Annotated in this window: 21 protein-coding genes; 18 read left to right on the top strand and 3 right to left on the bottom strand. The window is 47.9% G+C overall.

Annotated features, from left to right (window positions below; translation table 11 throughout):
- The first annotated feature begins 39 nt into the window (after nt 1-39).
- The 6 genes from DW826_RS02250 (at nt 40) to DW826_RS02225 (ending at nt 6,066) form a co-directional block, all read left to right on the top strand.
- Nucleotides 40-1,917, top strand: coding sequence for a TRAP transporter fused permease subunit (locus DW826_RS02250; RefSeq protein WP_117551889.1), 1,878 nt, complete (start codon nt 40-42; stop codon nt 1,915-1,917).
- 16 nt (nt 1,918-1,933) lie between these two features.
- Complete coding sequence (locus tag DW826_RS02245; protein ID WP_117551888.1) at nt 1,934-2,245, top strand: carboxymuconolactone decarboxylase family protein; 312 nt, start codon at nt 1,934-1,936, stop codon at nt 2,243-2,245.
- 12 nt (nt 2,246-2,257) lie between these two features.
- Complete coding sequence (locus DW826_RS02240) at nt 2,258-3,010, top strand: aldolase/citrate lyase family protein (protein ID WP_117551887.1); 753 nt, start codon at nt 2,258-2,260, stop codon at nt 3,008-3,010.
- A 223-nt stretch (nt 3,011-3,233) separates the two neighbouring features.
- Entirely contained in the window at nt 3,234-3,872 is a 639-nt protein-coding gene (locus tag DW826_RS02235) for a hypothetical protein (protein ID WP_117468973.1), read from the top strand.
- A gap of 124 nt (nt 3,873-3,996) precedes the next feature.
- Nucleotides 3,997-4,491 (top strand): nitroreductase family protein, encoded by a 495-nt coding sequence (locus tag DW826_RS02230; RefSeq protein WP_015552946.1) that lies wholly within the window; start codon nt 3,997-3,999, stop codon nt 4,489-4,491.
- Between the two features lie 192 nt (nt 4,492-4,683).
- Nucleotides 4,684-6,066 (top strand): M20/M25/M40 family metallo-hydrolase, encoded by a 1,383-nt coding sequence (locus DW826_RS02225; protein ID WP_181967960.1) that lies wholly within the window; start codon nt 4,684-4,686, stop codon nt 6,064-6,066.
- Between the two features lie 77 nt (nt 6,067-6,143).
- On the opposite strand, the gene DW826_RS02220 is transcribed toward DW826_RS02225, so the two are convergent.
- Complete coding sequence (locus DW826_RS02220; RefSeq protein ID WP_181967959.1) at nt 6,144-6,809, bottom strand: Crp/Fnr family transcriptional regulator; 666 nt, start codon at nt 6,807-6,809, stop codon at nt 6,144-6,146.
- Nucleotides 6,810-7,081: 272 nt separating this feature from the next.
- Here DW826_RS02220 and DW826_RS02215 point away from each other — a divergent pair, with 272 nt between their 5' ends.
- From DW826_RS02215 to DW826_RS02205, 3 genes are all read left to right on the top strand, one after another.
- Entirely contained in the window at nt 7,082-8,482 is a 1,401-nt protein-coding gene (locus DW826_RS02215; protein ID WP_117515014.1) for a Na+/H+ antiporter NhaC family protein, read from the top strand.
- 18 nt (nt 8,483-8,500) lie between these two features.
- Nucleotides 8,501-10,183 carry a M28 family peptidase gene (locus DW826_RS02210; protein WP_117551886.1) on the top strand — a complete coding sequence of 561 codons (1,683 nt, stop codon included), beginning with the start codon at nt 8,501-8,503 and terminating at the stop codon, nt 10,181-10,183.
- A gap of 101 nt (nt 10,184-10,284) precedes the next feature.
- A complete protein-coding gene (locus DW826_RS02205) occupies nt 10,285-11,373 on the top strand; it encodes a mandelate racemase/muconate lactonizing enzyme family protein (protein ID WP_117515007.1) in 1,089 nt (362 codons plus the stop codon).
- Nucleotides 11,374-11,673: 300 nt separating this feature from the next.
- Here the strand turns inward: DW826_RS02205 and DW826_RS02200 are convergent, their stop codons facing one another.
- Nucleotides 11,674-12,618: a membrane dipeptidase gene (locus DW826_RS02200; protein ID WP_117551885.1), complete on the bottom strand. Its 945-nt coding sequence runs from the start codon at nt 12,616-12,618 to the stop codon at nt 11,674-11,676.
- A gap of 62 nt (nt 12,619-12,680) precedes the next feature.
- A complete protein-coding gene (gene bsh / locus DW826_RS02195) occupies nt 12,681-13,655 on the bottom strand; it encodes a choloylglycine hydrolase (protein ID WP_117503550.1) in 975 nt (324 codons plus the stop codon).
- Between the two features lie 348 nt (nt 13,656-14,003).
- Between bsh and DW826_RS02190 the strand changes: the two genes are divergently transcribed.
- From DW826_RS02190 to DW826_RS02150, 9 genes are all read left to right on the top strand, one after another.
- Nucleotides 14,004-14,864, top strand: coding sequence for an amino acid ABC transporter substrate-binding protein (locus DW826_RS02190; RefSeq protein ID WP_117551884.1), 861 nt, complete (start codon nt 14,004-14,006; stop codon nt 14,862-14,864).
- 346 nt (nt 14,865-15,210) lie between these two features.
- On the top strand, nt 15,211-15,861 hold the full coding sequence (locus DW826_RS02185) for an amino acid ABC transporter permease (RefSeq protein WP_347472269.1): 651 nt from the start codon (nt 15,211-15,213) through the stop codon (nt 15,859-15,861).
- A 19-nt stretch (nt 15,862-15,880) separates the two neighbouring features.
- Nucleotides 15,881-16,645 carry an amino acid ABC transporter ATP-binding protein gene (locus DW826_RS02180; protein WP_117551882.1) on the top strand — a complete coding sequence of 255 codons (765 nt, stop codon included), beginning with the start codon at nt 15,881-15,883 and terminating at the stop codon, nt 16,643-16,645.
- Between the two features lie 2 nt (nt 16,646-16,647).
- Nucleotides 16,648-16,911 (top strand): cation:proton antiporter, encoded by a 264-nt coding sequence (locus DW826_RS02175; protein ID WP_347472267.1) that lies wholly within the window; start codon nt 16,648-16,650, stop codon nt 16,909-16,911.
- On the top strand, nt 16,871-17,383 hold the full coding sequence (locus tag DW826_RS02170) for a nitroreductase family protein (protein WP_117551881.1): 513 nt from the start codon (nt 16,871-16,873) through the stop codon (nt 17,381-17,383). The genes DW826_RS02175 and DW826_RS02170 overlap by 41 nt, the downstream gene beginning before the upstream one ends.
- Nucleotides 17,384-17,585: 202 nt before the next feature.
- Nucleotides 17,586-18,836 carry a M20/M25/M40 family metallo-hydrolase gene (locus DW826_RS02165; RefSeq protein WP_117551880.1) on the top strand — a complete coding sequence of 417 codons (1,251 nt, stop codon included), beginning with the start codon at nt 17,586-17,588 and terminating at the stop codon, nt 18,834-18,836.
- Nucleotides 18,837-19,252: 416 nt separating this feature from the next.
- Nucleotides 19,253-20,632, top strand: coding sequence for a L,D-transpeptidase family protein (locus DW826_RS02160; protein WP_117551879.1), 1,380 nt, complete (start codon nt 19,253-19,255; stop codon nt 20,630-20,632).
- A 153-nt stretch (nt 20,633-20,785) separates the two neighbouring features.
- Nucleotides 20,786-21,661 (top strand): SseB family protein, encoded by an 876-nt coding sequence (locus tag DW826_RS02155; RefSeq protein WP_117552001.1) that lies wholly within the window; start codon nt 20,786-20,788, stop codon nt 21,659-21,661.
- A gap of 125 nt (nt 21,662-21,786) precedes the next feature.
- Nucleotides 21,787-23,931, top strand: coding sequence for a M28 family peptidase (locus tag DW826_RS02150; protein WP_242994025.1), 2,145 nt, complete (start codon nt 21,787-21,789; stop codon nt 23,929-23,931).

Raw genomic sequence — 23,931 nt, 5'->3', positions numbered from 1 at the left:
AAGGATCACAGCACTTTTAGAAAGAAAGTGAGGGAGAAAATGGGAGAAAAACAGAGCAAAGAAAAAAATCCGGCAGAAATCATCATAAATGTTCTATCCGCACTGCTTTCAGTATATTCGATATCATATGCATTTATGGGATATGATCTTTTGACAGGACGCAGCAGACATCTTTTAATGGCATTGCCGATGTGTTTTCTGTCGAAAGGAATCGTCCAAAAGAAAAAAGGACAGAAATTTAGAACAATATTGTATGTAATTTTAAGCCTGATCACTGCGTATGCAATGATCTATATTGATATGAACTCTACGCCGCTATCCAGAACACGATTAGGCATGTACATCACCTCCGATTACATAGCGGGATTTATCCTGATTGTGGCGACTTTGGTGGCAACCTGGTTAGAGTATGGACTTTCACTTACATGTGTTGTTGGCGTGTTTATCCTTTATATGCTTTTGGGGCAATATCTGCCATCGGGAATTTCTCATCCAGTATTGTCTTATAAGAGAATGATTGGTACGTTGAGTTTGTATACCGAAGGAATCATGGGAACTGCGCTTGGAGCAATTGTATCGACGGTAGGAGCGGTACTTGTGTTTGCTGGCTTTTTGGAGATTTCTGGTGCTTCAAAAGTGTTTATGAATCTGACAATTTTATTATTCGGTCGATTTACTGGTGGAGCTGCAAAAATTGCGGTAGTCTCGAGTTCGCTTTTTGGTACGATTTCCGGAAGTGCGGCTGCGAACGTGGCAGGAACGGGAATTATAACGATCCCACTGATGAGAAAGACAGGATTTGAGCCGCATTACGCTGGGGCAGTGGAGGCAACTGCGTCATCAGGGGGACAGATCATGCCGCCGATCATGGGTGCTGCAGCGTTTATTATTGCGGAGATGCTGAGCAAGCCGTATGTAGAGATCATGAAAGCAGCGATCATTCCTGCAGCAGTATTTTATCTATCCATATTTATTTCGGTAGATTTATATAGCCGGAGAAAAGGAATTAAAGGTGTAGATAAGGACCCGAATCTGCCTCCGTTAAGGGATCTTCTGTTTAAGAGTGGCTATCTGCTGTTTCCTATCGTACTTTTATTTGTTTTAGTAGCTGTATTCAATAAGTCTGCCCAGTGGTCAGCTTTAGTCAGCACATTTGCGATCATTGTTCTTTCCTGGCTGAACAAGGATACAAGAATCACTCCAAAAAAAATGTGGGAGGCTCTTGTATTCAGTGGAAAAGCAATTGTTCCGATCTCAGTTGTATGTGCATCTGCGGGACTGATCGTAGGAATTTTCAATGCAACAGGTTTGGGAATTACTCTTTCTTCTTATATTGTGAATATGGCAGGAAACAGTCTGATGCTGCTATGTGTTCTGGCGGCTGTTGCATCCTTGATTCTTGGAATGGGAATGCCGACGGTTGCATGTTATCTTCTTCTCGCTGCATTAGTTGCACCGGCGATGATCGAATTCGGAGTACTTCCGATTGCAGCACATATGTTTGTATTTTATTTTGGTATTATTTCAGCAATTACGCCGCCGGTTGCAATCGCGGCATTCGTAGGGGCAGGAATTGCAAAGTGCAGCCCAATGAAGGTTGGAATTACATCATGTATTCTTGCACTTCCGGTATTCTTTATCCCGTTTGTATTTGTGTATAATCCAGCGCTGCTAATGGTTGGAAATATGGGACAGATCCTTCAGGTATGCGCAACGACATTATTAGGAACATTCCTTTGTGCGATCGGAACACAGGGATATATTTTTGCACCATTAAAAATGCCGGTAAGAATTATAGCAATTGTTTGTGCAGTAGCAATGTTGATTCCGGAGACGATTACAGATGTAATCGGTATTGCTGGTCTGGTTGGAGTGATGGTAATTGGCCGGATGACTGCTAAAAAGCAGAAAAATTAACAGGGAGGAATTATATATGTTGGCATATCATTGGGAATTAATGGATGAAATGAGTCCAGAAATGCGGAGTGCATACTTAAAATTTACATCTATGGCAAATGAGGGGGAAATCATTCCGAAAAAATACCGGGAATTAATGGTTCTTGGAATGGCATGTGTACTCCGCTCGGCACCGGCAGTGAAAACTCACGCGCAGACGGCAGTAGAAAAGTATGGTGCCACAAAAGAGGAGATATTTATGGTACTTGCAACGGCAATGAGTCTTGGCGGAGTTCCAGCATATCGAGAGGCATGTATTGCATTGGAAGAATATTTGAAGACTTTATAAAAAGGAAGGACTATGAAAAATCTTTTAGAACTCAGTAAAAAAAATATTCCGAGTTATGGTATTTATATTACAATGCAGGACCCACAGCTCATAGAGATGGCGAAATGTGCAGGATATGACTTTGGCAGACTTGACGCGGAGCATGTGAACTTTTCGCCTCAGACGTTGGCGGAAATGTTTCGTATGGCAAGACTTCTGGATTTTCCGCTTCAGATCCGTGTGGGATCGAGAGAAAATATTGATCCGATTCTGGCGTTGGAACCGTCGGCAGTTATGTTTCCAGATGTACAGACAAAAAGTGATGCGGAAAGAATCGTAGAGCAGACAAAGTTTTATCCGGTGGGAAGCCGTGGAATGTATGCATTTACAGATGGAATACGTTTTGACGGTTATTCCAGAGAAAACTATATTGCAAACGCTAATAACTGGATGCATACGATCGTCCAGATCGAGAGTCGACAAGGACTTGACAACCTTGAAAGGATTCTGGAGATTCCTGGAGTGGATATGGTTTCTTCTGGAAAAGCAGATCTCTCTCAGGCATTGGGAATTCCGGGAGACACAAAGAATCCGCGGGTAAAAGAAGCGGAGGAATATATTGTCCGAACAGCAATTAGCTATGGAAAAGCTCCAACACTATATGTAGAATCAAAGGAACGAATTGAGGAACTGCATAATATGGGAGTAAATCTTTTTATTGTCGGTTTTGACTGTTCGTTATTGATGAATGCATTTAAAGAACGAAGAAAAATCTATATTTTATAAGAAACGGCACAGCCACAGTATTCTATCTAAGAATTATGTGGCTGTGTTTTTGAGGAAAGAGCCATTTTTTTAATAGAAATTTAGGATTTTCCGCTGTCCGGATGTGGTATGATATTGGCACAGAAAAGCTGATGTGCGTGGTCCATGTGTGTGTCAGCAGTCTGATTGATAAGATATAAGAAATATGCTATAATGAAATGCGGCTTACAGAGAGGAGACAGCTATGAGAAAGACGTATTTGTACATGACAGCAGTAGCAATGAGCGCAGCTTTGGCGGCCGGATGCCAGAAGGCAGAACCGGCGGAGACAACTGCGGCAGCAGAGACAGTGGCTGAGTCAACCGGAACAGGGATGGCGGAGAGTGAGTCTTCTGAAACCAGTGGAACAGCGGCGCAGGACGATGAGAGGCTTGCGGATTATCACCTGCTTCAGGGAATCGTGACGGGGACGAATGACGAAAAAGGAACGTTTACGCTCAAAGCAGATGATGGTGGAGAATATGTGATCACGACCGGAAATATCGGTGACGTGGAGACTGAGATCGCGGATGACAGTCTTGTTGTGATCGGATATATCGGTGTCGAGATCCATGACAATATGGATCTGGAGAAAGTCAATATGGTGATCGCGGCACCGGGAGATGATGACTGGACGATCGCATACGCAGAGGGAACGACGACGGCCAATGCGATGAGCACGTTTATGATGGTGACAGCAGATGGAACTGAGATGGGGTTCATGAAGGATGGCTGTCCGATGGATGAGGATGCTCTGGGCGGAGACAGCGGAGCGAAGATTGGCGTTGTATATATGGATTCCGAGGATGTAAGTTTCCCGCTGGAGATCAAGAAATTGCAGTAAAAAATATAAATATGGGAATTTTTCCCGGAAAATAGCTGGCTATAACGGTCTTCAGTTTAGCTGTCCGGGAATAGCAAAGTTTTTGAGAATTATAATATATCAAGAAAGAAAATGGGGTTTAAAAATGGCAGATTTATTTCACCGTGTAAGTATTCGTAAATTTAAAGATGAGGCTGTATCAAATGAAGATATCGGCTATATTCTGGAGGCAGCGATGGCAGCACCGTCCGCGAAGAATCAGCAGCCGTGGGAGTTTTATGTAGTAGAAAACCGTGAAGTTTTAAAACAGCTCGGAGAGTCCAGCCCGTTCTCCGCGCCGGCAGGAAAAGCACCGGTAGCGATCGTGACCGCATACCGTGAGGAGTGCGATCTACCGGAATTTGCACAGATCGATATGAGCATCATGATGGAAAACCTGTGGCTTGCAGCGGATGAGATCGGACTTGGCGGCGTATGGCTCGGCGTAGCTCCGAGAGAGGAACGGATGAAGGATGTAGAGAAGATCGTCGGAATCCCGGCGGGACAGCGTGCCTTCGGCATCTTTGCTCTTGGCTATCCGGATGAGGAGCGGACCCAGCAGGATCGGTTCGATCAGAGCAGGATCCATTATGTGAAATAAGATAGAAGAAGGAAAGAGACAGTGTGGAGAGATCCGTACTGTCTCTTTTGCTCATGTCAGAAAGAAAATGCCGGCGAGATGCTCAGATGATAAGTGGAAATGTAACCCATGCTACACTGTAGCAATTCATATAGAAAATTAAACTGGATTCCGATATCATGAAGGAAAAGAAAGAGACCGGGAGGAATGATCATGAAGAAAATTTTTGATTATGTCGATCAGAATTTTGATCGCATGATGGAGGAAATGAAGGAATTTTGTTCCCACCGCAGTGTAGCAGGGGACAAGACTGGATTGGAAGAGACAAGAAACTGGATCGACAAGAAGTTAAGTGCAGTGGGAATTCCGCACGAATTTCAGAAAGTGGAGAATGGAAATGCCTTAATTTCAGCTTCTGTTTCCGGGGAGGATGGAGATAAACATCCGTCTCTGTTATTCTATAATCACTACGATGTCGTGGAAGAGGGGAAACATGAGCTGTGGTCCAACGAGCCGTTTGGACCGGTGATCCGTGACGGTGTCCTTTATGGGAGAGGTGTGTCGGATAATAAAGGCCCTCTTCTCTCAAGAATTCAGGCGGTGGAAGCGATTCTTGCAGTGGAGGGTAAGCTGCCGATCAATGTAAAATTCCTGTTTGAGGGCGATGAGGAGACGAGCAGCCCGTCTTTATCAAAGTTTTCCAGAGAACAATCAGAAAAGTTTAAAGAATTATCGAAAGCAGACGTCTGCCTGTGGGAAAATGGGCGCCGCGATGAAGAAGGAAGACCATGGGCGAGATTCGGCGTCAGGGGAAGTGTGAGCTTTGAACTGTCGGTAGAAACTGCGAAAAAAGATGTTCATGCCAGAATGGGGACATATGTTCCAAGTGCATCCTGGCGGCTTGTATGGGCGCTTGCAAGTCTGAAAAGTGCGGATGAGAGAATCACGATCGAGGGGTTCTATGATGATGTCCTTCCGGTGACGAAAAAGGACGAAGAGATCTTAAATGCATTCCCATATAATGAAAAGATCCAGTTGGAAAAACTGGGACTGACCTCATTCCTGCGGGGAAGCAGTGGGCTGGAACTGAAAAAGCAGATCTATATGGAGCCATCCATGTCAGTCTGCGGTCTGGAAGCCGGTGAGCTTTACAATGGAGCCAGAGGAATCGTGCCGCACAAAGCATACGCGCGGATCGGATTTTATCTGGTTGCGAACCAGTCTCCGGATAAGGTGGAAGAACAGCTGAGGGAACACCTGAAAAAGCATGGTTTTGGAGATGTAAAAGTCGTACGCAGAGGTGGAAATACTCCGGTCCGTACCAGCGTGGATATTCCGTTAAAGAAATGGCTGGAACATTCCGCGGCGGAAGTTTATGACAAACCGATGGTGATCGAGCCGACAGCGCTTGGCAGTGGCCCGGCAATCTATTTCCACCGTGCATGGCCGGATATGCCGATCGTTGGCGTAGGACCAGGAAATACAAATGCAAACCATCATGCACCGAATGAAAATATGAAGCTGGATGACTACAAGGCATCCATAAAACATATGATCGCGCTGATGTACGAGATGGAGAAACAAGATAGAGAATAAGAAATAAAAGAACAGATCTGGTATTTACACATAATACCAGATCTGTTTTACTTTAGATATCAAAGGTGAGATCACGATCAATCCGTAATATGGATGCTGTTGAGTTCCACCCGTTTATTAATGACACGGAGAAAGTCTTCGCGGGCCAGTTCACTGATCAGGCGGCTCACCGTCACACGGTTTGTTCCTATAATAGAGGCAATCTCCTGATGTGTGTAATAATGGCTCAACGGATACCAGGTGCGGTCTTTGCTGGATGCCGGATCGGACAGGAGAACAAAGAAATTTTTCAAACGTTCTTTCACGCATTCGAGAGTTACACTTTCAAGTTCCCGCTGTAAGAATGCCCGCTTATTGCTCAGACTGCGGATGATGGCATCGCGAAACACCTTTTTTTCAATCAGAATATCATATGCATTGGCATCAATTTTATATAAAACAAGATCAGTCAGCGCAGAGGTATAACGCTCTGCGATCGAAAACATTTTTTTATTTGCAAACAGACTTTCCGTAAGAAACCATCCGGCACTGAGAATGTAGGAAATCTTTTCCTGCCCGGTCAGCCCAAACATGGAGTGGGAGGTTGAGCCACTTGCAATATAAGTGATTTCTGTAAGCTTTTGACCGGGTTTAATATAGTAGGTATTAGCAGGCACCTCAATGCGGTACCCATATGTTTTTACGAGCTCGGAAAGCTCGTCGTTGATATATGGTTCGAAATTTACGCAGTATTCTCGTTCCAAAGCCAAACACCTCCTTAAAATGCGGGGAATGCCGGGACTCCAGCTTAAAAATATGAAAGTGAAATACATCATACAGTTATGAAAAAGTTTATCATTATGCCTAAAAATTGTCAAGAAGTATAGCTTTATAGAGTAAAACAAGAAAAAATGTAACATTTATTACAATGTGACATTGTTTATAGCGAAATAGTAAGAAATTTTGCTATAGTTAAGCCACAAAAGAAAACCTGATCAGGCCCCTCGAGAAGTCAAGAAGAAAAGGAGTTGTATGTATGAGTCAGAAGAAAAAATTTCAAATTCCTCACGTATTTGTTATTCTGGTAATGATTGTCATTTTTGCAACAGCTATGACATATATCATCCCGGCAGGAGAATTTGCCAGAGTGAAGAATGAGGCAACAGGAAAAATGATCGTTGACGCGACCTCTTTCACATGGGTTGAACAATGTCCGGTAAGTTTCTTTAAAATTCCGAACTACATAGTGAAAGCATTGGCGGGCTCAAGTCTGATCTGGATGACGATCTTCAGCGCGGCTTCCATCGAAGTAATTCTTGCGACAGGCGCGTTCGACGCAGCAATCAATATTATGATCCACAAGTATAAAAGCAGTGAGAAGCTGCTGCTGATCGGAACAATCATCGTATTTGGTATTTACGGTATGCGCCAAAACCCGGTCAGTATGATTGGATTTATTCCGGTACTTGTCCTGTTCTGTCGTATGTGTGGATATGATGCGCTGGTTGCGGTGGCTATTGTTGTTCTTGCGGCAGGTGGCAGCCAGAGTATTGGACCGGTAGCTCCGGCAACAACAGCGATCGCGCAGGGATTCGCAGATCTCCCGATTTTCTCCGGAATCGGCTATCGTTTAGTGCTCTGCGCAGTGTTCCTTGCGCTGAATGCATACTTTATCGTTACGTATGCGATGAAGGTAAAGAAAGATCCGAAAAACAGTCTTGTATATGACTTAGAAGAAAATGCAAGAAAACAAGGACTGGATACAAGCGTAGATAAAAAAGCAACGATCACAGTACGTCAGATCCTTGTACTGATCGTATTTTTTGCAAGTGTCCTTGTTCAGGTCTACGGCGGCATCAAACTTGGCTGGGGCAATACGGAGACAGCAGTTGCGTTTGTATGGCTTGCAGTTGCCGGTGGAATTGTCGGCGGTATGATGCCAAGTGAGATTGCAAGACACTTTAGCAAGGGCGCAGCAAAGATGATGACAGCAGCCATCATGATTGGTATTGCGACAGCGATTTCCAAAGTACTTTCTGATGGAAAGATCATCGATACAATTGTACGCGCGATCGCAAATGTTCTGATGGCATGCCCGGCATTTATCCAGGGACCGATGATGTTTATCGCGAATGTTCTGATCAACGTATTTATTCCGTCCGGTTCCGGACAGGCTGCTGCCGTTATGCCGCTTATGGTTCCGGTTGCAGACCTGATCGGAATGACAAGACAGACCGTTGTTCTTGCGTTCAACTTTGGTGACGGACTTGGAAACTATATCATTCCAATGTCCTCAGCGCTGATGGCAAACCTTATGGCAGCAGGTGTATCCTATGGCACATGGATGAAATTCATGAAGAAAGTATTTGCAAGCTGGGTCGTTCTTGCATGCATTGCAATGATCGTAGCACAGATGATCCATTATGGACCGTTCTAATAGGCATCGGAGGTTAAGATGAGACAATTAAGGGAAAGTCTTCTTGAAGAATTAAACAGTAAAAATATGCTGGAGACGATTGGAACATTCAATCATCTATTCCGTTATAGCGGAACAGCAGAGGGAGAGGCAGCGGTTTCTTATCTGGAAGAAAAGCTTTCGGAGTATGGAATTCCGTTTGAGCATTGTGAGTATGATGGCTTTTTCAGCCTCCCAGTGCGGGCATTCGCGAAAGTTGACGGAGTGGAATATCCGTTAGTCGGAGATGTTTACAGTGCAGAAGCAGACAGCCTTCAGGGAACGTTGTATTATGACTCTCTCAGCGAGGAAAAAGGACTCACAAAGAATCAGGAAAAAGATCGTTTTGAGTCATTTCGCGACAAAATCGTTCTGACGTGGGAATCCAAGGGCGTTTTTGTGAGAAGGGCAATGGAGGCAGGAGCCAAAGCAGTACTGCATATCTGTGCAACAAAAGGTGACTATATTCATCACAGCAATATTGGGATGATATGGGGAACACCGGATTTTGATGAGGCTGCGTATATGAAATTCCTTCCGTCAGCGGGAATCAGACGTGCGGACGGAGAAGCGCTGATCGAAAAGATGGCAGCAGGAGAAATGGATGCTGAAGTCACGATTGAAATGGAGACAAAGATCCGCAGAAGTTCCATGGTGGCTGTTGATATCAAGGGAAAGAGTGACAGTTTTGTGCTTGTTTCCGGTCACTACGACTCCTGGTACGAGGGAATTACAGATAACGCGGTCAGCGATGCGATCCTTTTAGAGTATGCGAGAGTGCTTTATGCACATCGGTCGGAATTAAAGCGTGGAGTACGGATCGCATGGTGGTCCGGTCATTCAGATGGAAGATTCTCCGGATCCACATGGTATTGTGACAGCCATTACGCAGATCTCAGAAAGAACTGTGTGGCGCATGTGAATCTGGATCTGACCGGGTGCAAAAACTCAGAGCAGATCGTAGCACGGACAGCAGGTTCTGAGGGCATTTCCTATACAGCAGACCTAATCGAAAAGTACACGGGAAAGAGACCCGATGTGTATATTCCGATGATCCGTGGAGCAGATCAGTCTTTCTGGGGGGCCTATGTGCCGATCACGATCATGTTAAAATATGAACCGCTTCCGGAAAAACGCCTGTCAGACTGCCCAAGCGGCGGACCATGGTGGCATACCCCGAAAGATACGATCGATAAACTCGACGAGAAGATCATGATGCGTGATGCGAAGATCAACATGGAAATGCTGGATGATATTCAGAGCGCAAAGATGATTCCTGTAAATATTCCAGTCTTTTTAGAAGATTTGGATGGCAGATTAAAGAAGACATTGTCCGGATTGGCACCGGAGTTTGACACGACGGAGATCTGCGCTGAATGGAACAGAACGAAAGAGGCGTTGGAAAAGGCGGCCGAGCGCGCGGAAAGTATGGAGGACAGTGATCTCTTTCTGAAGGAGACAGTGGGAAAGCTGCTCCATATCGTTTACTGCAGAAAAGCACCGTATCTGCATGATTATGGTGATGGATTTGGGATCTTTGGAGCGATTGGACGCTGCAAGGGAATCACAAAGGATAATACGCCGTTAGATGTTTATGTAATGGCGGGAAGCGAGTATCTGCGAATGAAGAACCGGCTTTGCATGGGACTTAGGGAGATTCAGGAACAGGCAGAGCGGATCTGACAGCAGGTATGATAAAAAGACACGGAATAACAACGGAAATAGCAGGGAAACCTGCTTTTTCCCGTATAAGGAGACAGAATTAGAGGAAGGAGATTTGACCTATGGGAAAAGTTGTATCAGCAGAGGTGTTTTTGCTGCACAGAAAAACAATCGTATTGGCAACGGCTTATGGACGTCCGGCACAGATAAGAGGTCACGTGATCGTAAAGCTTACAGACGAGAATGGGCTCTGTGGCTGGGGCGAGGCGACTCCACTCCCGAAATTTACCGGCGAAACGCCGGAATTTGTACAGTATGTACTTGAGAAGGAACTTATATCGGAAATCATAGGAGTAGATGCGGCAGATCTGTGGGAAGCCAGAAATCGATGGAATCATAAGCTCCCGGAGCATGCAGCGGCCAAGATGGCGTTGGAGGCTGCTTTTTATGATCTTGCAGCGAAAGAGCGGAAGATTCCTCTTTACCAGATGTTCGGTGGGAAGCTGCGGGAGAAGGTTATGATCAACCGCCATCTTGGAATCATGGGAATTGATGAGGCGGTGGAAAAGGCGGTCCAGTATCGGGAACAAGGGTACCATAGCATAAAAATGAAGATTGGTACGGATGTTGAAGAAGATATCCGCCGGGTCTGCGCAGTCAGGGATGCTGTTGGATATGAAATGAAACTTCGCGTGGATGCCAATGCGGGATATAGCTATTCGGATGCATATAAGTTTATTCGAAAGACCTGTGATCTGGATTTGGAAATGTATGAACAGTTGCTTGATAAACATGATTTTAATGGGATAAAGCAGCTGAAACGGGATACCGGTGTTGTGATCGGAGTCGACGAAGCGATCAATACGGTCCAGGAGGCAGTCCGGTATGCATATGAGCGGGCGGCTGATGTGTTTGTTCTGAAGCTTGTCAAAACCGGAGGAATCCAAAATGCTGTTACGATTTCAGAAATTGCGGCATCCGCAGGAATTCGCTGTGTAGTGACCAGTACATACGATACACAGATCAATGGAGCTGTCTGCCTTCATCTTGCATCGTCCCTTCCGGTATCTACGATGTCCAATGATATCACCTGCTATGCGACCCAGCCGGATATGGCAGATACATGTCATGTGCTGAAGGATGGCTATTTGACGGTTGGAGATGAAGCCGGAATCGGGGTGCGAAGCCTGAAAGAGATGAAGATCGTCTGAGGTTGATTTTTTGACAAATCCCCCAAGTTGTCAATTGAGTGCCAGAAAGACAGTCCTGTCCGGTCGTCGCAGATATTTTCGGATGCCTGCATTCTGGTAGAAGGCGGAATTGAGGGAGCCTTGAAAAAATTAAAAAAATGATCCTGAAACAAAACCGGATCGGACGCGAAGGGCGTGTGAAGAATAAAGCTTCATTTTTCACACGCCCTTTTTGTGTAACAGAAAGTTTCGAGGAATTCCCTGCTACACAAAAGGCATTAACGTGCCGATGATGCGCATTTGCGGGCAGACGGATGCAAATTACAGATTTTTTCTGAAAAATTCTTCTGCGTTCCGGAACATGATGCCCTTTGCCAGCTCCTTTGACATTCCCTTTTCCAGGAAATATTCGTAGAGATCAGCAGCCTTTGCCGGAGTGTTCAGGTATGTAGGAAGTGTCGTACCGTCAAAGTCAGAGCCGAGAGCGATGTTTTCATAGGCACCGAGGCTGAAAAAGTGCTCGATGTGGCGGTAGAGGTCGTCGGGAGAATCGCCGATGCCTCCGTCGGTAATGAAACTCTTACAGTAGTTGAGGCCAATGAGGCAGTTCCGGCGGACCATCTCGCGGATCATGTCATCCGTCAGGTTCCGCTTGTGGGAACAGATGGAGCGTGCGTTGGAGTGGGTCGCAACGAACGGGCGGCGGGCGGTCTCAAAGAGGTCGGCGTAGCCGGTGTCGTTTAAATGGGAGACATCAACGAGGATCCCGCGGTCTTCCATTTCACGGACTGCCTGCCGTCCGAAGTCTGTCATTCCGTGAGTGGTGGTGTGGCCGGAACCGAGCTCATTTTCACCGTTCCAGGTGAGCGTCATGCAGCGGACTCCGTCATCTGCCAGCTTTTTTACGCGGGTGATATCACCGGCGAGAGCGGCTCCGCCCTCGATGGTCAGAAAAGCAGCCGTCTTTCCTGCATCCCATGCAGCTTGCATATCGGAAGCGGAGCGGCAGGGGGAGATGCGGTCATGAAATTTTTCCATCTGGCGGTTAAAATTGTCACGGTTTGTTTCGTAGTAATCGATGGCAGCCTGCCCGCGGTACTGATCCGGGATGAAGATGGCATAAAACTGTGCCCAGTGAACGTCAGACGGGATCGCGTTCAGGGAGAGCACACGGTCCGGATCATCAAGCGTGTCCGGGGTCAGCCCCTTATGGGTACAGTCTGTGAGCGTGTCGCAGTGCAGATCGATCAAAGCATAGGGATTCATGGGAAATTCCTCCTGAAAATATATTTTGAATTTATTGTAATGGAACCGTTCAGACGTTTCCGTCAATTCTGTCTCCGGATCTCGCCTTTTAGGATCATCGGGTAGCGGATCAGGGAATCGGAATCAAGCGCCTCTTTTTTCATATCCACCGCGGTGATCTGGTGGTTTTCGTAGGTCGTATAGTAGTAGGTTCCGGTCTCGGCACTGCAGCAGGAGGTGTAGATCGTGATCTCATATTTTCCTTCTGCAACCTCACAGCAGCCGCGCTGCTGGTCCACAGAGCCTAAGATATGGAAGAACTGGCTGACGCTTTCTTCTTCGCTGTCACCGGAGATCGAGTTCGCGCGGGTGAATGCCACGCGGGCAAAGCGGGACTGGGAAGAGAGATCCCCCGGAAGACCGAGAGCGCCCATGCCGCGGCTGTAGGTGGCAAGCGGAAGCTCCGGAGAAAAATGATTTTCCGGCTGGCGCGGGGAAAGCCCGAGATAGTTATTTAAATGGAACATCTGCAGATCGAAGGGCGGATTGTTTGTGAGAACACCGGCAGGATCATCATGGACATGGAGTCCGTCGGCCATGGATTCCACAACGATCGCCTCGTTTTTATCGGCAATGATCCAGTGGAGACTTGCGGCAGGCATCTGCGGACTAAAAGGTGTTCCGACAAGATTCATACGGGCAAGTGCTTCGCGGACCTCCGGAATGGTTGCGCACCGGCTTAAGATCCAGGGGATAAATTCAAACTGGGCAACATTCTGCATTCCATCCACCGGCTCTGCATAGGCGGCGTTTCCGACAAAGTTGAGTCCTGCCATGCCGAGTCCCTTTTCGTTCATGGCATCATAATACAGAGGATAATTGTCTGCAATGTGCGCCATGCCGATGATGGCATAGTGGGATGTAAGCGTACCCATATGGCGGAACGGGATCGGGTAATTGCGGGGAGTGATCGTGATCTCCTCTCCGTAGGAAAATTCGTAGTCTAAGGTCCTTCCAAAATAAAAGCCCTTTGTCTTGTAAGTTGCTGCTGTACACATAAGACAGGAACCTCCTTAAAAATAGTAAATTCGCAGCGCGTTTATCTCATTCGGAGACCTGACTCCCACGGAGACAAATTTGCTGTTACTCACCACCTGAAAGAGGCGGGAGTCTTTTCGCCTGAGATAAATACGGATATAGTTTCTTCTGCATAAAAAAGATTATACCGCATTTTTTTGAAAAATTCATTAAAAAAGAGCTTTACAAAAACACTTTAGTATGGTAACATGATAACACGATGAAAACAGAGGGGTGAAACCGGACAGAAAAATGCGGCCGGTTTTCGGATATGACAAAAAGCTGGTCCGGGCAGCCGGATCAAGGACAGATAAGAGGAGGAAATAATGATGAAAAAGAGATTATTAAGCGCAGTTATGGCATCCGCAATGGTACTTTCCCTCGCAGCATGCGGCGGAGCAAAGACAGAGACAACAGCAGCAGAGACAACTGCCGAGAAAAAAGAGGAGACAACAACAGCAGATACGACAGCTGCGGAGACGGCAGAAGCAGCAGGAGGCACACTGATCGTCGGCTTCGATCAGGATTTCCCGCCAATGGGATTTGTTGGCGACAACGGCGAATACACAGGCTTTGACCTTGATCTCGCGAAAGAAGTCGCAAGCCGTCTCGGTCTCGAATACAAGGCACAGCCGGTCGCCTGGGACTCCAAGGATATGGAGCTTGAATCCGGCAACATCGACTGTATCTGGAACGGATTTACGATCACAGGCCGCGAGGATGATTATACCTGGACTACACCGTATATGGCAAACAAGCAGGTATTCGTTGTAGCGAACGATTCCGATATCAAGAGTCAGGCTGACCTTGCGGGAAAAGTCGTAGAAGTACAGGCCGATTCCTCCGCGGAGGCTGCGTTAAAGGAGAATCAGGATCTCGCAAATACATTCGGCCAGCTTTTAACGACACCGGATTATAATACCGCATTCATGGATCTCGAACAGGGCGCGGTTGACGCAGTCGCAATGGACGTTATTGTTGCAGGCTACCAGATCAAGCAGAGAAATGCAGATTTTAAGATCCTTGACGATTCCCTCTCCGAGGAAGAATATGGCGTTGGATTTAAGAAGGGCAACACAGAGTTAAGAGATAAAGTACAGGGAGCGTTAGAGGAGATGGCTGCCGACGGCACATTAGCAAAGATCTCTGATGAATGGTTCGGCGAGGACGTTACGACGATCGGAAAGTAAGCGCGTGTCGGAGTTGTAGAAATCTTGCGGGATATGGAAATGCTGTTTGACAGACATTCCCATATCGGCTAAAATAGTAAAAGAATTTTGATTACGGGAACCGGAAAACAGTTCCCGTAATTTGAGTTATTTATCTCAGTCGAGAAGACTCCCACCTCTTTAGATGGTGAATAATAGCAAATTTGTCTCAGTGGGAGTCAGGTCTCTGACTGAGATAAACGCTCCGCGAGGATGCGCAGTGATTCTGTATGGAATATGTCAGCTTTGCTGACCAGAATCACGCGCCAAGTCTCACGGACGTTCGACTTGAATATGAAGGAAAGCAGGTAAAGATCGTATGGGTAAAATGACAATCGGGCAGATGGTCGCACAGCTCGCCAGTGGTATGCTGATCAGTACGCAGATCTTCGTGATCACGCTGCTGTTTTCTCTTCCACTTGGACTTATTGTGGCGTTCGGACGCTTATCGAAAAATCGCGTGGTCAGCATGATCGTAAAATTTTACATCTCTATCATGCGCGGAACTCCGTTAATGCTGCAACTGATGGTCGTTTATTTCGGACCATACTATTTGTTTCATATTAAAGTCGGCAGCGGTTACCGCCTGACAGCGACCTTTATCGGCTTTGTGATCAACTACGCGGCATATTTTGCAGAGATCTACCGCAGCGGCATTCAGTCGATGCCGATCGGTCAGTATGAGGCGGCACAGATCCTTGGCTACACGAAAGCTCAGACCTTTTTCAAGATCATTCTGCCTCAGGTCATCAAGCGAATTTTGCCGTCGATCACAAACGAGGTGATCACACTTGTAAAGGATACGTCCCTGTCGTTCACCCTGAGTGTCGCTGAGATGTTCACGATCGCGAAAGCCCTGGCAGCATCCCAGACAAATATGATCCCGTTTGTCGCAGCCGGAATTTTCTACTATGTGTTCAACCTCATCGTGGCTGTCGTTATGGAGTGGATCGAGAAAAAGCTGGATTATTACCGGTAGGACTGGAGGTCTGTGGATCATGAATCTGTTAGAGTTAAATCATGTAGAAAAATCATTTGAGAACCTGTCTGTGCTGAAGGATATCTCCATCAGCATCGGCGAGGGCGAAATCGTATCCATCATCGGACCGTCCGGATCCGGGAAATCAACGCTGCTCAGGTGCGCGACAATGCTTGAGAAGATGGATGGCGGCGAGATCGTATATCTTGGGAAAAAAGCGGCATGGACGGACAAGGACGGACATGTGGCCTACGCGGATAAGAAGGACATGAAGGAGATCCAGAGCCAGTACGGCCTCGTGTTCCAGAATTTCAATCTTTTTCCGCATTATTCTGTGCTGAAGAATATCGTTGACGCGCCGATCCATGTGCAGAAGCGAGACAAGGAGACGGTATATCAGGAAGCGAGAGAGCTGTTAAAGAAGATGGGACTGGCGGACAAGGAAGATTATTATCCCTGCCAGTTATCCGGAGGACAGTGCCAGCGTGTGGCGATCGCGAGAGCTCTGGCGCTGAACCCGAAGATCCTGTTCTTCGATGAACCCACATCAGCTCTGGACCCAGAGCTGACAGCCGAGGTGTTAAAGGTGATCCGTTCTCTGGCAGATCTGAATATCGCCATGGTGATCGTTACCCATGAGATGGCGTTTGCAAGGGATATTTCCCACCGCGTGATCTTCATGGAGGGCGGCGTGATCGTCGAGGAGGGAACGCCGGAGAAGGTGTTCGCATCCGATAATGAGAGAATGAAGAGCTTTCTGGGACGATATGGGGAGATCCTGTAATTATGTTGACCTCTCTTGGGTTAATATTTTTAGTGGGACTTTCCGCCGCAGCAATCTGCGGGAGGCTGCGGCTGCCGCGTATTATTGGTATGCTGTTCACGGGAATTATTCTGGGACCGCATGTTTTAGGTCTTCTGGATGACAAGATCCTGTCGATCTCATCGGAACTCCGGCAGATGGCTCTTATTATTATTTTATTGAAATACCGCAAAACAGGAGGCAATTATGGATTTCGAAAAATTATGCGCAGAAAGATATTCTCTTAGAAAATATGCAGATCGCCCGGTGGAGGCAGAAAAGCTGGAAAAGGTGCTGGAGGCAGGTCACAATGCACCGACGGCTCACAATCTCCAGCCGCAGCGCATTCTTGTGATGCAGAGCAGAGAGGCATTGGAGAAAGCAGAGGAGTGCACCGCATGCAAGTTCCATGCACCGGTGATCCTTGTTGTCGCGTATGATCCGGCGAAGGCCTGGAACCGCGAGGGAGATATGAAGAACCACGGGGAGATCGATGCGACGATCGCGGCGATACAGATGATGCTTCAGGCGGCAGATCTCGGTCTCGGAACCTGCTATGTCGGCATGTTCAGCCAGGAGAAGCTTCATGAGCTGTTCCCGGAGATGAAGGGACTTGTTGCGACTGCGATGCTTCCGCTCGGATATCCGGCAGAGACGGCGCATCCGTCAAGACTTCACACCGACAGAATGCCGTTAGATGAGATGGTGATCCGTCTGTAAAAGCATATACATAGATTCAGACCTGCCAAAGTGGAAGAAAGCCACGGGCAGGTCTCTTCTTTTTTGAGAGTGTTCGCGACATAAAAACTTTTGTTCGTATAAAAAATACACAAAAAAACTTTTTTGTGGTAAAATATCGGACAGGAGGCAGCCTGAGATGACCGCTTCTGTTACTCAGTATTGAAAAACGGAGGAATGACAGATGGAATATAAGGTTTCCGAGAAGATTCAGAAGAAATTCGACACACTGACAAAGGATGCAAAGGTTCAGAAAGCTCTTCAGTTTATGGAAGATGACCAGAACGAGATCATCGACAGACAGATCGAGCTTACCCTGATCCCGGCACCGACGAACCATGAGCAGAAAAAAGCAGCGAGACTTCTTGAGATGTTTAAGGAGGAGGGACTTACAGACTGCCATATCGACGAGTACGGCAACTGCGTCGGCATCCGAAAAGGTACCGGCGGCGGAAAGACGGTTCTTGTAGAGGGTCATATGGACACAGTATTTCCGCTTGATACAAAGCTTGAGATCGTCCGTGAGGACGGCTTTATCAAATGCCCGGGAATCGTGGACGATACGAGAGGATGTGCGACCGTCCTGTCTACGATCCGCGCTTTAAATGCGGCAGGAATTGAGACAAAGGGCGATATTCAGTTTGTCGGAACGGTTCAGGAGGAAGGAACCGGTGCGTTAAAAGGAATGCAGTATTATGTAAACCACCATCCGGAGCTGGATGCCAGCATTTCCGTTGACGGCCCGGGATTTCAGGAGATCACCTATGAGGCGACCGGAATCCAGACATACGAGATCAACTTCCACGGCATCGGCGGACATGCCTGCGGAGCTTTCGCGAAGGTAGCAAACCCGATCCATGCGGCAGGACGTGCAATCGCGAAGATCTCCGAGATCCAGGTTCCGAAGGAGCCGATGACTACATTTGCGGTGACCACCATGCAGGCGGGAAGCTTCGAGGCTGTCCATGCGATCGTTCCGGTGGCACAGATCCGCTTCAACTTCCGTTCGAACTCTCAGGAAGAGCTTGAGAAGCTCCGTAAGAAGATCTTCGATGCCATCGATGAGGCATGCAGGGAGGAGACAGAGCGCTGGGGCATGGATACGATCACATACGATGTAAAACATATCTGTGATGTCAATGCCGGCCATCAGGATGCCCATGCGCCGATCGTAGAGGGCGCCATGGCGGCGGCAGAGTATCTTGGATGCGAGGAGCCGAAGCTTGGAAATGGTGGTTCCACAAACTGCAACCGTGCTCTCGAAGCAGGACTCCCGGCAGTGTGCCTCGGCATGGGCGCGGATTATGATATCCACGCGCATATGCTTTCCGAGCAGTTTAAGGTCGAGGGCGCATATAAGGGCTGCCAGCAGACATTGCTGCTTGCGCTGCTCTGCGCGGGCATGGATGATGTAGAGAGCATTATCGAGAAATAGCAGGATAAAAATGAAAGCTTAGCATGAAAACGGCACAGGCCTGTCAGGTAAATGGCGGGTGTGTGTCGTTTTTTGCTTGTCATGTGTCCGAATGCAGCAGCTGGCGGCAGGTTCTGCCGTTTTTGATCGACCGATCTGCATGGTGACACTTTTTATGAAAAGCCGCACATTTGCCGCAGAAAATCAAGGAAAAAGCAAGAAATAATCACCTTGACACTATGTAGTGCGTTGGATAAAATAGAGAATGACAGTTGGATTGTTCCGATCTGCAGTCGAAAGCGTGCTGCAAGCTTGCCTGCATAAACGCTTTTGAATGAAAAGCGGTATAAGGGCAACGCCCGGAGCTTCTTGGGCGCCGGAGGCGAACAAGAAGAGAGCAATCCGGTAACTGAAAATAAAAAAGGCAGGATGGAATCATGAAAAAATTAAGAATGCTTCTTCCGACAGGCGCTGTGATCGGCATGCTGGTGGTGGGAACAGCGTTTCCTGCGATGGCAGCGGCAGATAGCGATACGGCAAAATTTGTACGCGGCACTACGATCAATGCGGTGGATGTCTCCAAGCAGACGGCACAGCAGGCGAAAGGATATCTGGAAGGTTATTTCAACGAACACTACGAGATTAAAATACAGGACGCGGACGGCAACCTGGAAGTCTTAAAGGGAACCGATGTCGGTTACCACTTAAACGTTACCGGCAGTGTCGATGATATTTTAAAGGAGCAGAATGACACAGGAAGAAAGACGGGGCCCGGCTCTGACCAGTCCTATACTGTGACAGTGGCGGCAACGCTCGATGATGAGAAGCTTGCCGCGGCGCTTGCGAACCTGCACTGTGTGACGGCGGCCACACCGACCTCCGATGCCTGTATCTCTGCTTTCGAAGAGGGAAAGCCTTTTACGATCATCCCGGAGGTGCAGGGAAATGAGCTGGATATGGATAAAATGAAGGCTGCCGTTAAATCAGCACTTTTAAGCCAGAAAAAACAGATCCGGCTTGCAGACGAGGATTGCTATAAAAAGATCACCGTAAAATCTGATGACGCGAACCTGGTACAGCTCTGCACAACATTAAACGCATACAAGGATATCCAGATTACATATGTGTTTGGATCCAGCAGAGAAACCCTGGATGGTCTGGAACTGGCAAAATGGGTGACCGGGACGAACGGCACCGAGATCCAGGTAGACCGTGACAAGGCAGTAGCATATGTGAAGTCTTTAGCGGATAAGTATGACACTTACGGAAACCATAAGTATAAGACGACATCCGGCCGGGATGTTGTTGTATACGGAAAATATGGCTGGAAGATCAACCAGACAGCCGAGACAGACGCCCTCGTGGAGGCAGTAAAAGCGTGCCAGACAACGGAGCGCGAGCCGATCTACGAGAGCCGCGGCGCGACCCACGATGGTTATGATTTCGGACAGACTTATATCGAGGTGGATCTTGCCACACAGCATCTCTATTTCTATAAAGATGGAAAAGTGATCATCGACAGCCCGTTCGTATCCGGAAACGTGTCAAAGAACTACACGACACCTCCGGGACTCTTTGAGCTGTATTATAAACAAAAAGACCGTGTATTAAAGGGAGAAGATTATGCGACTCCTGTAAAATACTGGATGCCGTTCAACGGTGGGATCGGACTTCATGACGCGGACTGGAGAAGCAAGTTCGGCGGAACGATCTACCAGACAAACGGTTCCCACGGATGCATCAACCTGCCGCCGAAGGTAGCAGCACAGGTGTATGAGAACGCATATAAGGGAATTCCGATCATCTGCTGCAATTAAAGCGGGGACGGATCTCAAAAAGGATGAAAAGTAACTGTTCAGTATGGCTGCGCATTTACGAAAAATAATTATGGAAAGAATATTCATCAGAGGGACATATGCACCGGAAAAGGTGATAAAAGCCGCAGCATGAATACCGAAAGGGAAAGAAAAATGGATAAACAGCAGGTTTTAAATCAGTTAAGAAACGCAAAGGAGATCTATGTTATCATGTCTCTGTGCACAAAAATGCCGTATGTGGTATGTGACAAAGAGACATTCGATGACGAGGTTATGATCTACTTTAACGAGGAAGATATCAGACGCGAAGGTAAGCGCCTTATCGAGGAGAAGATCCCGGTACAGATCGCGAAGGTGGACGCGAACCAGATGCTTCACTTCTATGGAAATCTCTACACCATGGGTGTAAACTGCCTGATGGTCGACCAGTATATGGAGAGCGAGTGCCGGATCCAGCTTCCGGAGCTTGTAAGCCGTCCGGGCCAGAATAAGCCGGACGCGCCGGAAGATGAGAAGAAGACATGGATCGAGAACCCGAGTCTTCACCTGACAGCCCTGTACTTCATGCAGGAGCTCCGCAGACAGAAATTCGAGAAGATGCCGGATGAGTTAAAGGAGATGCAGGAGGAGATCCTTGCAGACTTTACCCGCGGAACATACATCACCGCATTTCAGGAAGGTGCGGGCGTTCCGTTATTAAAACAGAAAAACGGTGATGCGTACCAGCCGATCTTTACGGACATCATTGAGTTCGGAAAATTTAACTCGAAGAACCAGTTCAAGGCGATCGCGGTAACCGCAGATAAGATCCCGAGCATCCTCGTAAAAGAGGCAAAGGGAGTGGTTGTAAACCCATTTGGCGTTAATCTCCAGATGCCGATCACAAAGCGTACTGTTCCGAACCCGGAAGCTGCAGCACATGCGGATGCCCAGGCGGCAGTTCAGGCAACTCAGGTCGAGGTCAACGCGACTCATGAGAGAGCAGGCGCTGAGGGAGAGAACGAAACCGAGAATAAGACCGAGAATTAAAAAAAATCATGAAACTCCGGCGTGTCCGCATCACGGAAAACAGTGAGCAGGATACGGCGGAGTTTGTAATACTTCCCGGTCTCAGGGAGCAGGCCTGCAGACGTGGGATAAGGAGGTTGACAGCTTTGGAGAGTGACAGAAGGAAGATCGAAGAAACATATTTAAAGGCAGTGGATATCGGATATTCCTACCGCCTCGCAAAGAAGATGGAGGAATTTAAGAGCAATCCGGTCCTTGGCTACCGCACAGCGGGATCGAAGGCGGAATTTGATACCGGGGAATTCCTGAAGGCGGAGATGGAGCGGATCGGGCTCTCTGATATCCATAAAGATGAGATCTGTCTGGATTCCTGGGAGTTTGAGAAGGCGGTCATGCGGTTTACGGACCGAGACGGAGAAAAACATGAAATCCAGCTCGGCGCTTACCAGACAGAGTTTGTGACGGATGGCTGGAAAGAGTATCCACTTGTCTACGCCGGACGCGGAAAGGAAGCGGACTATGACGGCGTGGATGTGACAGGATGCCTTGTGATGGTGGATATCAATCAGCGAGATGAGTGGTGGATCAACTATCCGGTATATCAGGCCCGCTTAAAGGGCGCGGCGGCGGTGATCGCGGTTCAGGACAACGGCTATGGGGAGATCGACAGTGAGGCGTTAAATGCCCAGGATATCGCAGGACCGAAGGACGCCCCGGCGTTTTCCATGTCGAGAAAGGATGCGGAGATCCTGAAAGCGGCATTAAAGGAGACACCGCGGATCACGGTACAGTTTGACGCGAAATCCGTAGTGAAGGAAAATATGCCATCCTATAATGTCTGGGGAACCATTCCCGGAAGGTCGGAGGACATGATCCTGCTCAGCGGCCATTATGACTCTTATTTTGATGGATTTCAGGATGATAACTGCGCTATCGCGCTGATGTTTGGGATCGCCAGGACGTTTTTAGAGATTGGATATAAACCTGAGAAGACCATCGTTTTCTGCTGTATGGCGGCGGAGGAATGGGGGATCGAGAACTCCAAGTATGACTGGTCTACCGGTGCATGGCAGCAGGTATTTAAGCTTCGGCCGGAATGGCAGGGAAAGGTCATCGCGGACCTGAATTTCGAGCTCCCGGCCTACGCCCACAATCCCTGGGACGCGATCCGGTCCACCTACGAATATGAAGACTTCCTGACAGAATTTGTGAAAGAGTTTCCTGTGGACGCGAGAAAGGTCTACCCGGAAGGTCTCGGGGTCCAGTGCCCGATCGAGACGTGGTCAGATGATTTCTCCGTTGCGATCTCAGGAATTCCGTCCATGGTGAATGAATTTAGCAGCGCGGAGTTTATGGAGACCCATTATCACTCCCAGTTTGACAACGACGAGTATTACAACGCGGATGTGTTCCGGTTCCACCATGAGCTGTATGGACTTCTTGTCATGGCATTCGACCGGGTGAAAGTTGCGCCGGTGAATGTTGGAAGAACGCTCCAGGCGCTCCAGGAGAGCGTCAGACCGGTTACGGGACGGGAGGACGAGAAGAGTATCCGGGTTCTGCTGGAGCGGACGGCTGAGGCGAAGAAGATCGCGGATGAGGTGTACCGGAAGGTAAAAGAAATTAATGATGTGAAGAATGCTGATGCTGCATGCTGTATACATAAAGGTGGTCAAGAATCTCATATAGAAGAAAAATCCGAGGCCGATGGGGCGGATGAAGCGGAAAGTGCGACTGTTCAACGTGGCGAAAATGCAGCGGATACAGAAGCGAATGATAGAAACGCTGCGCTCCAGAAACAGCTTCTTTACTTATTCCGCAAATGCCAGGACTATTTTGTCCGCCTGAACTGGCACGATGAGGTCCTGTTCCCCCACGAGGCCGCCCAGAGCAATCTGCGCCATATCTGCGACGCGGTCCGAAGCCTGGAGAACAGGGATGTGCAGGGGGCCCTGGACGCCCTGTACCTGGTGGACAACAACCAGTACGCGTTCCAGTTCGATGATGAAGTGTACCACTACTTTACGGAATATGTCCTGAACCAGGACTGTGACCGATTACAGTGGGGTGCCGGACGGATCGTCCACCATGTGGATCTCTCGAAGGAGGTCAAGAGCCTCCAAAAGAAGATCGCGGAAGGCAGAAATGACGTGTCGGAGGAACTTGCCGCTCTCAGAAAAATGGAAGAAGAGCAGCTTGTCTGCTTTGACGATGATATACGATATATGACCCAGGCCGTGGATACGTTGACGGCGGGGTTAAAAAAAGCGAAAGAGGTGTTGGATTTTTAG

The sequence above is a fragment of the Clostridium sp. AM34-11AC genome, assembly GCF_003435375.1.
GTDB classification, from domain to species: domain Bacteria; phylum Bacillota; class Clostridia; order Lachnospirales; family Lachnospiraceae; genus Pilosibacter; species Pilosibacter fragilis.
The sequence above is the reverse complement of the archived record's forward strand: the minus strand, read 5'-3'. Positions and strand labels throughout refer to the sequence as shown.

Coding starts and splice junctions, on each gene's coding strand:
- DW826_RS02250 (WP_117551889.1), top strand. CDS start 40: ATGGGAGAAAAACAGAGCAAAGAAAAAAATCCGGCAGAAATCATCATA.
- DW826_RS02245 (WP_117551888.1), top strand. CDS start 1,934: ATGTTGGCATATCATTGGGAATTAATGGATGAAATGAGTCCAGAAATG.
- DW826_RS02240 (WP_117551887.1), top strand. CDS start 2,258: ATGAAAAATCTTTTAGAACTCAGTAAAAAAAATATTCCGAGTTATGGT.
- DW826_RS02235 (WP_117468973.1), top strand. CDS start 3,234: ATGAGAAAGACGTATTTGTACATGACAGCAGTAGCAATGAGCGCAGCT.
- DW826_RS02230 (WP_015552946.1), top strand. CDS start 3,997: ATGGCAGATTTATTTCACCGTGTAAGTATTCGTAAATTTAAAGATGAG.
- DW826_RS02225 (WP_181967960.1), top strand. CDS start 4,684: ATGAAGAAAATTTTTGATTATGTCGATCAGAATTTTGATCGCATGATG.
- DW826_RS02215 (WP_117515014.1), top strand. CDS start 7,082: ATGAGTCAGAAGAAAAAATTTCAAATTCCTCACGTATTTGTTATTCTG.
- DW826_RS02210 (WP_117551886.1), top strand. CDS start 8,501: ATGAGACAATTAAGGGAAAGTCTTCTTGAAGAATTAAACAGTAAAAAT.
- DW826_RS02205 (WP_117515007.1), top strand. CDS start 10,285: ATGGGAAAAGTTGTATCAGCAGAGGTGTTTTTGCTGCACAGAAAAACA.
- DW826_RS02200 (WP_117551885.1), bottom strand. CDS start 12,618: ATGAATCCCTATGCTTTGATCGATCTGCACTGCGACACGCTCACAGAC.
- bsh (WP_117503550.1), bottom strand. CDS start 13,655: ATGTGTACAGCAGCAACTTACAAGACAAAGGGCTTTTATTTTGGAAGG.
- DW826_RS02190 (WP_117551884.1), top strand. CDS start 14,004: ATGAAAAAGAGATTATTAAGCGCAGTTATGGCATCCGCAATGGTACTT.
- DW826_RS02185 (WP_347472269.1), top strand. CDS start 15,211: ATGACAATCGGGCAGATGGTCGCACAGCTCGCCAGTGGTATGCTGATC.
- DW826_RS02180 (WP_117551882.1), top strand. CDS start 15,881: ATGAATCTGTTAGAGTTAAATCATGTAGAAAAATCATTTGAGAACCTG.
- DW826_RS02175 (WP_347472267.1), top strand. CDS start 16,648: ATGTTGACCTCTCTTGGGTTAATATTTTTAGTGGGACTTTCCGCCGCA.
- DW826_RS02170 (WP_117551881.1), top strand. CDS start 16,871: ATGGATTTCGAAAAATTATGCGCAGAAAGATATTCTCTTAGAAAATAT.
- DW826_RS02165 (WP_117551880.1), top strand. CDS start 17,586: ATGGAATATAAGGTTTCCGAGAAGATTCAGAAGAAATTCGACACACTG.
- DW826_RS02160 (WP_117551879.1), top strand. CDS start 19,253: ATGAAAAAATTAAGAATGCTTCTTCCGACAGGCGCTGTGATCGGCATG.
- DW826_RS02155 (WP_117552001.1), top strand. CDS start 20,786: ATGGATAAACAGCAGGTTTTAAATCAGTTAAGAAACGCAAAGGAGATC.